General features: G+C 53.6%; 7 protein-coding genes. 6 read left to right on the top strand and 1 reads right to left on the bottom strand.

From position 1 onward, the window contains the following. The first annotated feature begins 696 nt into the window (after window positions 1–696). The 4 genes from AB8881_04270 (at window position 697) to AB8881_04255 (ending at window position 8,025) form a co-directional block, all read left to right on the top strand. Entirely contained in the window at window positions 697–2,142 is a 1,446-nt protein-coding gene (locus AB8881_04270; GenBank protein XDZ64105.1) for an NAD(P)-dependent oxidoreductase, read from the top strand. A gap of 24 nt (window positions 2,143–2,166) precedes the next feature. Continuing rightward, window positions 2,167–6,705: a glutamate synthase large subunit gene (gltB, locus tag AB8881_04265; protein ID XDZ64104.1), complete on the top strand. Its 4,539-nt coding sequence runs from the start codon at window positions 2,167–2,169 to the stop codon at window positions 6,703–6,705. Window positions 6,706–6,771: 66 nt separating this feature from the next. Further along, window positions 6,772–7,275, top strand: a complete 504-nt coding sequence (locus AB8881_04260; GenBank protein XDZ64103.1) for a GNAT family N-acetyltransferase — start codon at window positions 6,772–6,774, stop codon at window positions 7,273–7,275. Window positions 7,276–7,350: 75 nt separating this feature from the next. Then, window positions 7,351–8,025, top strand: coding sequence for a glutathione S-transferase family protein (locus tag AB8881_04255; protein ID XDZ64102.1), 675 nt, complete (start codon window positions 7,351–7,353; stop codon window positions 8,023–8,025). Window positions 8,026–8,095: 70 nt separating this feature from the next. On the opposite strand, the gene AB8881_04250 is transcribed toward AB8881_04255, so the two are convergent. Further along, on the bottom strand, window positions 8,096–8,857 hold the full coding sequence (locus tag AB8881_04250; protein XDZ64101.1) for an alpha/beta hydrolase: 762 nt from the start codon (window positions 8,855–8,857) through the stop codon (window positions 8,096–8,098). A gap of 105 nt (window positions 8,858–8,962) precedes the next feature. Between AB8881_04250 and AB8881_04245 the strand changes: the two genes are divergently transcribed. After that, window positions 8,963–10,165: a glycosyltransferase family 4 protein gene (locus AB8881_04245; GenBank protein XDZ64100.1), complete on the top strand. Its 1,203-nt coding sequence runs from the start codon at window positions 8,963–8,965 to the stop codon at window positions 10,163–10,165. Window positions 10,166–10,477: 312 nt separating this feature from the next. Next, a complete protein-coding gene (gene thrS, locus AB8881_04240; protein XDZ64099.1) occupies window positions 10,478–12,400 on the top strand; it encodes a threonine--tRNA ligase in 1,923 nt (640 codons plus the stop codon). Window positions 12,401–12,445 lie beyond the last annotated feature (45 nt).

Raw genomic sequence — 12,445 nt, 5'->3', positions numbered from 1 at the left:
AAACGCCTGCCGACAGTCGGTGCTGAAAGGTTTGGTCATCCAGCTATACCGCGATATACCATACCGCAATCTGTTCGGCGAGATATTCGGTGAATTACGGGTCAGGCGCGGTGGGGTTTTCGTCAGGCCAGATTTTAATTAGTACCAAATCGGCCATAGTTTGGCGGATTCTGTTGATAGTCATGCGCATAATTGAATCTCACTTGCAATTATGTTTGAAAAAAGGTAACAGTTGTTGACTAATTATTCGCTTTCGCTTTGTCTCTGTGTAGTCGCCCCAGCCAACCGGCAGGTGGAAAAGGGCCCCGCAAGACAAAAGTGATAAAAAGCGGCGCTGATTTCGGGTGTTAAGGCCAGAAAAGAAAAATAGAGACTGAAAATAGGCGAAACAGTCGCTGGGAAGGTGGGTAGATCCTGCCTTTTTTTGACAAGATGTAAACTGATTTAACGGCCTCGGGGAATGGGTGAAGGTGCCATACCGCTGGGGCTAGTGGCACCGCTAAAACAGCACGCCACAGACGAAAAAAACCGCCTCTTTTTGCCGATTAAAGGCTGGCTTATGATGTGTGTGCTGAAGTGAGGCCTGCTGAAGTGGGGCGTGCCGGACAATTGGTTCGGGTTCGGGGTTGGATAATCGGTGTTGAGCGCAATGTTCATCACCCAGCTGAATAGCTGAAGTGGTTAGGAGAAGCTAAAATGTCGTCGAAGATGTTGAAATTTGTATCGACTGAAAAAGCCATGCCTGAAAAGCGCAAGGCGGAAAAACGCGTCGCTGATTTTGACGAGATTTATGACGAGTTTGATGCGTCCGAAGCCGAATCACAGGCATCGCGCTGTTCGCAATGCGGGGTTCCGTTCTGTCAGGTGAATTGTCCGCTTCACAACAATATTCCCGATTGGTTGATGCTAACCGCCGAAGGCCGGATGCAGGAAGCCTATGAGCTGTCATCGCAGACCAATAATTTTCCCGAGATTTGTGGCCGCATCTGTCCGCAGGATCGGCTGTGTGAAGGCAGTTGTGTGATCGAAAAAGGGTTCGAGTCGGTAACCATTGGCGCGGTTGAAAAACATATTACCGAGACCGCCTTTGCCGAAGGCTGGGTCAAGCCAGCAGCCCCGCGCATCGAGCGCGCACAATCAATTGGCATTATTGGGGCGGGGCCGGCAGGTCTGGCCGCTGCCGAGATGCTGCGTCATCGGGGCTATCAGGTGCATATCTATGATCGCTATGACCGGATTGGCGGTTTGCTGATGTATGGTATTCCGGGCTTTAAGCTGGAAAAATCTATTGTCGAGCGGCGCGGACAGCTATTGCGCGATGGCGGGGTTCATTTCCATCTTGGCGTTGATATTGGTGGCGAGACCAGCTTTGCCGATATCCGGGCAAAACATGATGCTATTTTGGTGGCAACTGGCGTTTATAAAGCGCGCGACATCGCGGCACCGGGAAGCGGGCTTGATGGGATTGTTCCGGCGCTCGACTATTTGACGGTATCAAACCGGAAAAGCCTTGGTGACAAGGTTGAGGTGTTTGAGTCTGGGGCGCTGAATGCCGAAGGCAAAGATGTTGTGGTAATTGGCGGCGGCGATACGGCGATGGATTGCGTTCGTACGGCGATTCGCCAAAAGGCCAAATCGGTTAGCTGTCTGTACCGTCGTGACCGGGCGAATATGCCGGGCTCGCAACGTGAGGTGCAGAACGCCGAAGAAGAGGGTGTCGTTTTCAAATGGCTGTCTGCCCCGCAAGCGTTTCTGGGTGATGGCAAGGTACGGGCCGTTCAGGCACAGCGGATCCACCTTGGCCAGCCCGATGCAACCGGCCGGCAGGTGCCCGAGGTAATTGAGGGCTCATCGCATGAACTGCCAGCCGATATGGTGATCAAGGCGCTTGGGTTTGATCCTGAGGATCTGCCAGCGATGTTTGATCAAAAAGGGCTGGAGGTTACCCGCTGGGGAACTTTGAAAATTGACTGGCAAACCATGATGACGAATTTGGATGGCGTGTTTGCAGCTGGTGACATTGTTCGCGGCGCCTCGCTTGTCGTTTGGGGTGTTCGTGATGGCCGTGATGCGGCCGAAGCAATTGATCAATGGATTACGGCCGCCGCTGATGCGCCGCGTGCCGCTGGTGCCGGACGTTAGAGCGCCGCGTAAAGGGAGTTTAAAATGACCAAGATTTTTGATGAAGCTGCCTATCTTCAGCGCCGTGCTGCAAATGAGGCAAAGTTAATTGAGGCTGGTGTCTATGGGCCAGAAATGGAGCATGATGCTTGTGGCGTTGGCTTTGTTGCGGCGCGTGATGGCAAACCAAATCGCGCAGTGGTCGAGTCTGCGATCGAGGCATTGCAGGCGATCTGGCATCGTGGTGCGGTGGATGCGGATGGCATGACGGGTGACGGCGCCGGTATTCACATTGAAATCCCGCGGGACTTTTTCATCGAGCATATTGCGCGTACCGGCCATGATGATGATGGTGGCAGGCTTGCGGTTGGCATGGTGTTTTTGCCGCGCACTGACCTAGCGGCGCAGGAACGTTGCCGCTGTATTGTCGAGCAGGAAATTCTGGCCGTGGGTCACAGCATCTATGGCTGGCGGCAGGTGCCGGTTGATATCAAGGCGCTTGGCACAAAGGCGATCGCGACACGGCCTGAAATCGAGCAGATCATGTTCTCGATGCCGGTTGAAATGGACGCAACAGAGGCTGAACGCCAGCTTTATGTTGTGCGTCGCCGGATCGAAAAAGCAGTGATGAAGCATATGATCAGCGATTTCTATCTTTGCTCGCTGTCCAGCCGGTCAATCATTTACAAAGGCATGTTTCTGGCCGAACAGGTTACGGCGTTTTTCCCTGATTTGCTTGATCCGCGCTTTATTTCGTCCTTTGCGATTTATCACCAGCGCTATTCAACCAATACAATGCCAACTTGGAAGCTGGCACAGCCGTTCCGGGTGCTGGCGCATAATGGTGAGATCAATACCATTCGTGGCAACCAGAATTGGATGAGCTGCCATGAAGACCGTATGGAATCGGCCGTTTTTGGTGATCATATTGATGATTTGAAACCGGTCGTGGCTGGCGGTAGCTCGGACTCAGCAGCGCTGGATGCGGTGTTTGAATTACTGGTGCATGGTGGGCGGCAATTGCCGATGGTCAAAACCATGATGATCCCCGAGGCGATTGATGTTGGCAGTGATCACCCGCGCGCCAAACTTTATGCCTATTGCAATTCGGTGATGGAACCGTGGGATGGGCCGGCAGCGATTGCCGCCTATGCCGGTGACTGGGTTGTTGCCGGCCTAGACCGCAACGGATTGCGGCCATTGCGGTATGTGGTGACCCATGATGGGTTGATTATTGCCGGCTCTGAAACCGGTATGGTGGTTGTTCCCGATACGAAAATCGCCGAACGTGGGCGGCTTGGGCCGGGACAGATGATCGGCATTAATCTTGCCGAGGGCCGTCTTTATAAAGATGGCGAATTAAAAGATGCCCTCACCAAAAAATGCGATTGGAATTCATGGATTGGCCGCGCCAAACAGATGGATGCGTTGTTGGCCAATTCAACGGGCAAAACCAGTCAGCCGCTGAGCAAAACTGAGGCCCGCCGGCGCCAGATGATGGCTGGCTGGACCATGGAAGATATGGAACTGGTCTTGCAGCCAATGGCGCAAACCGGCAAAGAGGCCATCGGTTCGATGGGTGATGATACCCCGCTGGCGGTGTTGTCGAATCGCTATCGCGGCCTTCATCATTTCTTCCGGCAGAATTTCTCGCAAGTGACCAACCCGCCCATCGACTCGCTGCGTGAACGTCATGTGATGACGCTGCGCACGCGCCTCGGCAATCTTGGCAATATTCTTGATGAGGCACCCGAACAATGCGATCACCTTGTCCTGAATTCGCCGGTCTTGACCGTACCAGAATGGGACGCGCTGTGCCGTTACGTTGGCGACAAGGCTGCTGAAATTGACTGTAGCTTTGAAAATGATGGATCAGACACTGCGTTTACTGACGCGATTGAACGGATCCGGGCCGAAGCTGAAGAGGCGGTACGCTCGGGGTGTGAGCATGTGATGCTGACCGATCGTCACGTCTCGGAAACCCGCATTCCGATCCCGATGATCCTAGCAACAGGGGCGGTGCATTCGCACCTTGTCCGCCAGCAATTACGGACATTTACCTCGGTTAATGTCGCCAGTGGTGAATGTCTGGATGTGCATCATTTTGCTGTGCTGATCGGGGTTGGCGCGACAACGGTCAACGCCTATGTGGCCGAAGCGGCAATTGCTGAACGGCATGAGCGCGGCCTGCTGGTCGGTATGGAGCTGCGTGATGCGGTTGCCAATTTTGCCAAGGCGGTCGAAGAAGGCCTGCTGAAAATCATGTCAAAAATGGGCATTTCGGTTATCGCATCCTATCGCGGTGGCTATAATTTCGAGGCGCTTGGCCTATCGCGGTCACTTGTTGCCGATTTCTTTCCGCCAATTTCATCACGTATTTCGGGCCTTGGCCTGAAGGGCATTGCGACACGCGTCATTGATATGCACAACAAGGCCTATGCCAACGATGATTTGCATTTGCCGGTCGGTGGTTTCTTCCGCTATCGCAAATCAGGCGAGCGCCATGCCTTTGACGGCCAGATGATCCATGCAATGCAGCATGCTTGCGACAGTGGGTCGTTTGAAAGCTGGAAAAAATATTCATCATTGGTGAACGGTCAGGGGCCGGTTAATCTTCGCGATCTGATGGAGTTTAAACCAGCCGATGCGCCGGTCGAGATTGACCGTGTCGAGTCGATCACCAACATCCGTAAACGGCTGGTCTCGCCGGGTATCTCACTTGGCGCACTCAGCCCCGAGGCACATGAAACTCTGTCGATCGCAATGAACCGGATTGGGGCAAAGTCTGATTCGGGTGAAGGCGGCGAGGATCCAGCGCGGTTTAAACTTCGTGAAAATGGTGACAATCCGTCAAGCGCAATCAAACAGATCGCCTCGGGCCGGTTTGGGGTCACGGCTGAATATCTGAATAATTGCGAGGAAATTGAAATTAAGGTCGCACAGGGTGCAAAGCCCGGTGAAGGCGGGCAATTGCCCGGCATTAAGGTTGATAGCCTGATTGCACGCCTGCGCCACTCGACCCCCGGGGTGACATTGATTTCGCCGCCACCACATCACGATATCTATTCGATCGAGGATCTGGCGCAGCTGATTTATGATTTAAAGCAGATTAACCCCGATGCAAAGGTCTGCGTAAAGCTGGTGGCATCGACCGGTATCGGCACGATTGCCGCCGGTGTTGCCAAGGCCAAGGCCGACTCGATTCTGGTATCGGGTCATGGCGGCGGTACTGGTGCCAGCCCGCAATCTTCAATCAAATATGCGGGTCTCCCATGGGAAATGGGTCTGTCTGAAGTCCATCAAGTTCTGTCGATGAATGACCTTCGCAACAAGGTGGTTTTGCGAGCTGATGGTGGCCTGAAAACCGGCCGTGATGTGGTTATGGCGGCGATGCTTGGGGCGGATGAATATGGCATCGGCACATCATCACTGATTGCCATGGGCTGTATCATGGTGCGTCAGTGCCATTCGAACACCTGTCCGGTTGGGGTCTGTACCCAGCGCGATGATCTGCGTGCAAAATTTGAAGGCACACCAGAAAAAGTCGTGCAGCTCTTCACCCATCTAGCAGAAGAAGTGCGGGAAATTCTGGCAGGACTTGGGTTCACCTCATTACAGCAGGTGATCGGCCGGACGGATCTTCTCACGCAGGTTAGCCGCGGTGATGAGGCACTTGATGATCTTGATCTCAACCCGATTCTGGTTCGGGCTGATGGCGAAGATGAATTGACCAGCAGCCGTGGCGGCCCGCGCACCGAAGTGCCGGACACGCTGGACGCGCAGATGGTTGTCGATGCCAAGCTGGCTCTTGAAAATGGATCAAAGATGCAATTGTCTTACAATGTTGAAAACACCCAGCGCGCCATCGGCACGCGGCTGTCCTCGCATATTGTGCGGCGGTTCGGTATGACCGGACTTCGTGAGGGGCATATTCTTGTGAGGCTTCGTGGCTCAGCCGGTCAGTCCTTGGGCGCCTTCGCCACACAAGGCCTGCGCCTCGATGTCATCGGTGACGCCAATGACTATGTCGGCAAGGGTCTTTCAGGCGGAATGATTGTGGTGCGGCCATCGGCAGCGGTCAGTTTTGTTGCCAGTGCGAATACCATCATCGGGAATACCGTGCTTTACGGGGCGACGTCGGGCAAGCTGTTTGCGGCTGGCCAGGCGGGCGAACGTTTATGCGTTCGTAATTCTGGTGCAACAGCTGTTGTAGAGGGCAGTGGATCGAACGCTTGTGAATATATGACAGGCGGTAAGGTCGTCATCCTTGGCGAAGTTGGTGATAATTTCGGGGCTGGCATGACTGGCGGTATGGCCTTTATCTACGATGAGGCGGGAACGTTTGAATCCCGCGTTAATCCGGAAAGCCTGCAGCTTGGCCGCATTGCGCACCCGCATTGGGAAACGGTGCTACGCGATCTGGTTGCCGAGCACGCCCGTGAAACTGAGAGCGCGCTTGCAGCTCGGATCTTGAATCAGTGGGATACCGCCGTGGCAAATTTCTGGCAGGTGGTGCCAACCGAGATTATTCCAGTTCTGGATGTACCACTTAGCGTTGAGGATGATCTGTCTGAAACTGCGTAACAGCTGATTTTGCATGGAGTATAAAAGCAGATTGTTTCCAGTACTGCTTTGCTATAAAGCATAATTATGTTCCAGATTAAGCACCAAACACAGGCAGATAGTGCGGTCGTCGAGGAATTGATGATTAAGGCATTCGGACCGGATCGGTATGACCGATCGGTTTGGGCCTTGCGTCCGGGTGCGCCTGTCGAGACCTTGTGTCTTGTTGGTTATGATGATGATCAACCCGTTGGCTCGTTGCGCTTTTGGGAAGTGATGCTTGGCGATGAGACAATTTTATTGCTTGGGCCGCTTGCAGTTCAGCCGCATGTTCGCGGGCAGGGCTTTGGCCGGCAATTAGTTATCGAGGGTATGCGTCTTGCGCGGCTTGGCGAATGGCGGTTGGTGCTGGTGTCGGGAGAGCCTGACTATTATCCGAAATTTGGATTTATACCGGCTGCCGGCTTTGGCCTCGATTGGCCCGGGTTTGTCGAACCGGAACGACTACAATTTTGCGAGCTGGTGCCGGGCGCGCTGGCAAGTCTGCCAAAGGCTGGCCTTGTTGTGCGGGGACTTACCCCGCCACTTTAATTTTATATGATGCCGGAACACTGTATGATTTTGGCGGCGCGTTCTGGCTGTGTTCGGCGAAGGGGTTAGAGTTTTATGCGGGTCTTGCATCATTATCAATTATCAGCATCGTCACGTTTTATCCGCCTTTTGCTAGCCGAGCGTGGCTTGCTGGTTTTGCCAAAGCTCGAAATTCCGTGGCAGCGTAGTGAGGATTTTCTGAGTTTAAATCCGGCCGGTGATGTGCCGGTACTGGTCACCGAGGATGGGCTGGCAATAAGCGGTGCAATGGTGATTGCCGAATTTATCGAAGAAACCGAAGATACCACGCAGCATAATCTGTTATGGGGTGAAGCCCCCGCGCGTGCCGAGATTCGCCGGTTGGTACATTGGTTTGAATATAAATTCAGCCGTGAAGTGGGAACGCCGCTTTTGTCCGAACGGGTGGTGAAACGGTTTTCAGGGCAGGGCACGCCATCATCGGTCGTTTTGCGCGCCGCGATGAGTAACCTGCAAATCCATCTTGGTTATATCGACTGGCTTGCCGAGCAGGGCAACTGGCTGACCGGTAAACAGATGTCGCTGGCTGATCTGGCGGCAGCGGCGCATTTGTCGGTGGTGGATTTCTTGGGTGATATCGATTGGAGCCGCCACCCTGAGGCAAAAAGCTGGTACGCAAAAATCAAGTCGCGCCCATCATTCCGCGATCTGCTTGGCGATCAGGTTGTTGGCCTGACCCCACCAGATCATTACAGCGATTTAGATTTTTGAACCCAAGCTGGCTGAATTTAGGGGGCAAGCCGGTTTTCTAATTGATCGCTAGCCTACCAACGCTGACGCGTTAATCTGCCCCCAGCCGATCAAGCAATTCTGTGATGGTTGTCTCAATCAATTGCAATTGTGCCGGTTCTGAAAACCGGTGTGTCGCTGTCTTGTCAAAATGCAGCATGACATCGTCAGACTCTAGGCAATCAGCAAGCCGTGTCGCGGTTTGCCATGGCACTTCGGCATCATTCATGCCCTGCAAAAGACGCACTGGCACGTGAATGGGCAAAGGCCCTCGAAGGCGAAGGTGCTGACGACCGTCTTCGATTAGATGATAGGGGTAGATGACCGGATCATCAGCATAGGGGTTGGCCATGGCGATATGGCCGGTGGCTTGCATATCAGCGCGGGATTGGGCGTCAAGCGGTTGCCAGATTAAATCTTCGGTAAAATCTGGTGCGGCCGCAATGCCAATCAAGCCAGCAACCCGATCTGGCCGGGCCAGCGCGACATTCAGCATGATCCAGCCGCCGAGTGATGATCCGACAAGGATTTGCGGGCCTTCGCTCAAATCATCGAGAACTGCGATTGCATCGGCTGTCCAGTTGGAAATATTGGTTTCCAGAAACACGCCATCCGAGCGGCCATGCCCGCTATAGTCAAACCGCAGAAAGGCACGACCTTGTTGTTGCGCCCAATTTTCAAGAAATAGCGCCTTGCTGCCTTCCATGTCTGAGCCATGACCACATAAAAAGATAATGCCCGGTGCCTTACCAACAAGTCTTTTATAGGCGATCTTGGTTGAGTGGTTTATTGTGTGCCGCGAAATAGAGTCCATAAGCCTATCTTTCTTGATCCGGTAATCGCCAGTTCTTTTATCATTTGGTTCTATCCTGAATAAATCTTGACCAATCTTGCAAATCATAGCCATCTTAGAAAGCCAATGACATTATCACCAGAATCAAATTTGCTGAAACAGCGTTGCAGGAGCGCGCCAACGATTGTGCAGATCCTGCCAGCATTGGTGCGTGGCGGCGTTGAACGCGGCACGGTTGAAACGGCTGATGCCATTCAACGACATGGTGGTCGTGCGGTTGTTGTGTCGTGCGGGGGGCCCATGGTGCGCCATCTTGATCGGCTTGGGGTTACCCACCATCAGCTTGATGTGCATAGCAAAAACCCGTTTCGCTGGCCGCAGATCCGGCGCCGGCTAAAGGCTATTCTTAGCAGTGAAGGCGCGGATCTTGTCCATGTACGCTCCCGCGCGCCGGCTTGGATTGCGCTGCCTGCCGCTGCTGCCCTTGGGATCGGCACGGTCAGTACCGTCCATGGCCGCTTTGTCGCCATATCTGCGCTCAAACGGTTCTACAATGCGAAATTGCTGAAAACCGATCATGTGATTGCGATTTCAAATTATGTGAAAGAATTAATCACCCAGCAATATGTCGGCATCGAGAACCGGATGACAGTGGTGCATCGCGGCGTTGATACAAATCTGTTTAATCCCGGAAAGGTAAACCAGACGCGGATTGTTAATTTTGTCGATAGCATGGCAATTCCCGAAGATGCGCCGGTGATCATGTTGCCAGCCCGTGCCACCGCATGGAAAGGCCACCGGATATTGTTAGAGGCGCTGGTGAAAATCAAAGACCAGCCCTTTATCTGTCTGATGGTTGGTGCTGGTGACGGTAAGCCGGCCTTTGTGTCCGACTTGGTGCGGTATGGTCAGCAATTGGGGCTGGAAGGCCGGTTCCGCCTGACGCCGATTGTTGATGATATGCCCGCCGCGCTTATGGTTGCGGATGTGGTTGTGATGCCATCGATCACCCCTGAACCGTTTGGCCGCGTCGCCCTCGAGGCGCAGGCAATGGGGCGGCCGGTTGTGGCGTTCGAACATGGCGGTGCCATCGAGTCGATCAAGCATGGTGAAACCGGTTGGCTGGCAATCCCGGGAGATGTTGATAGTCTTGCCGCCGCAATAAAGGCGGCGCTTGACCTTAGCCCGCGCAAACGTAAGGCTCTTTCGATCGCCGCGCGCCAGCATATTGAGGCGCATTTCTCCACTGAAACAATGTGTTGGGAAACGATGAAAATTTACCGGCGTGTGCTGGATCAGAATGCGGCAAAGCACGGCAAAAAATCATAGGCAATACACGGCAATTCTGCATAGGGAATACACGGCAATTGTGAACGTGTTTTTTGGCGGATTGTGCCGGCACGGATAATAGCTGCCATGCTGTGTCTAGGTACGGCACATGATTTGCACCCAACATCTGACACCCAAAGCACCATGCCCAAAGTTTAACATGGTAAAGCACCAGTGTACTTGCGTTTACCAGTCTATTTACGTTTAGTGTGCTTGAGTTTAAGCGAGGGTGAGGCTATGGTCGGCACGGGCGCAGAGTGACGCGGTTTCACAAAAACTGGCCGCATTGATAATAAGAGGTTTCGAACAATAATGCCAAATATTACGCTTCCCGATGGATCACAGCGATCATATGCCGCGCCGGTAACACCTGCAACGATTGCGGCCGATATTGGGCCGGGTCTTGCCAAGGCGGCATTGCTGGCAGTGGTTGATGATGCTGAGTGGGATCTAACCCGTCCGATCGAGACCGATGCGCGGCTATCGCTGGTCACGCTAAAGGATGAGCAGGCACTGGCATTGTTGCGTCATGATTGCGCCCATGTAATGGCCGAGGCAGTGCTGGAACTGTTTCCCGAAACACAAGTTACCATCGGCCCCGCAATCGAAAACGGATTTTACTATGACTTCCACCGCGAAACCGCCTTTAGCGAGGATGATCTAGCCGCCATTGAAACGCGGATGCATGAAATTGTTGATCGTGATGAGCCGATTATCCGCAACGTCTGGAGCCGCGATGAGGCGGTCGCCTTTTACAAGAAAAACCATGAGCCGTTCAAAATTGAGCTTGTTGAGGCGATTCCTGCGGATGAAACCGTTACCTTTTATCAGCAAGGCAATTTTATTGATCTTTGCCGTGGACCGCACCTGCCTTCAACCGGAAAGCTGGGTCATGCGTTTAAATTGATGAAAGTCGCCGGTGCCTATTGGCGGGGCGACTCCAAGCGGCCGATGCTACAGCGCATCTATGGCACCGCATGGGCAAATGAAAAGGATTTGGCGGCCTATCTGCATATGCTGGAAGAGGCTGAAAAACGTGATCATCGTAAATTGGGGCGTCAGCTTGGCCTGTTCCATTTGCAAGAAGAGGCGGCTGGGTCGGTGTTCTGGCACGCCAAGGGCTGGGTGCTTTACCGCGAAATTGAGGCCTATGTCCGGCGCCGTCTTGATGCCGCCGGCTATAGCGAAGTCAAAACCCCGCAACTGGTTGACCGCAGCCTGTGGGAGGCGTCGGGTCACTGGGAAAAATTCGGTGAGAATATGTTTACCGCGCAATCGGAAGATGAGCGCACATTGGCGCTAAAGCCGATGAATTGCCCTTGTCATGTCCAGATTTTCCGGCAGGGCATTAAATCCTATCGTGACCTGCCATTGCGGATGGCTGAATTTGGATCTTGCCATCGTAATGAGCCGTCTGGAGCGCTGCATGGCATCATGCGGGTGCGCGCCTTTACCCAAGATGATGCGCATATTTTCTGTACCGAGGATCAGATCACTGCTGAGTCGGTGAAATTCTGTTCGCTGTTGCAATCCATCTATGCTGATTTTGGCTTTACCGATGTACGGGTGAAGTTTTCTGATCGTCCTGACGTGCGTGCCGGCAGTGATGCCACATGGGACCGCGCCGAGGCGGCGCTGACCGATGCCACCAAGGCGGCCAAGCTGGATACAATATTGAACCCGGGAGAAGGTGCGTTTTATGGCCCGAAACTGGAATTTGTGTTGCGCGACGCCATTGGGCGCGACTGGCAATGCGGTACCTTGCAGGTCGATTTTGTTCTGCCTGACCGGCTGAATGCCGAATATGTCGGCGAAGATGGTAACCGGCATCGTCCGGTTATGCTGCATCGTGCGATTCTGGGGTCAATGGAACGCTGGATTGGCATTTTGATCGAACAATATGCTGGGCGGATGCCGGCATGGTTGGCACCGGTGCAGATTGTCGTCGCGTCGATTACCGATCAGGCCAATGATTATGCCCGCGAGGTTGCCGATGCAGCAGCGGCGATGGGCCTGCGGGTTGAGACCGATCTGAGGAACGAGAAGATCAGCTATAAGGTTCGCGAACATAGTGTCATGAAAGTGCCATTTATTCTGGCGGTTGGCGGGCGTGAAGCCGAGGCGAAAACTGTTGCGCTTCGCCGTCTTGGCTCGACTGATCAGCAGGTTATTGATATGGCAGACGCACTAGCAATGCTGAAAGGCGAAAGTCTGGCCCCGGATATGGCTGGCTAGGTATCTGGTCATCAAGGGCTATCTTGAGAGATAAAAACACCAGTG

Source organism: Alphaproteobacteria bacterium LSUCC0396 (genome assembly GCA_041228345.1).
GTDB lineage: Bacteria > Pseudomonadota > Alphaproteobacteria > Puniceispirillales > Puniceispirillaceae > UBA3439.
This window is presented reverse-complemented; position numbering and strand designations above follow the sequence as displayed.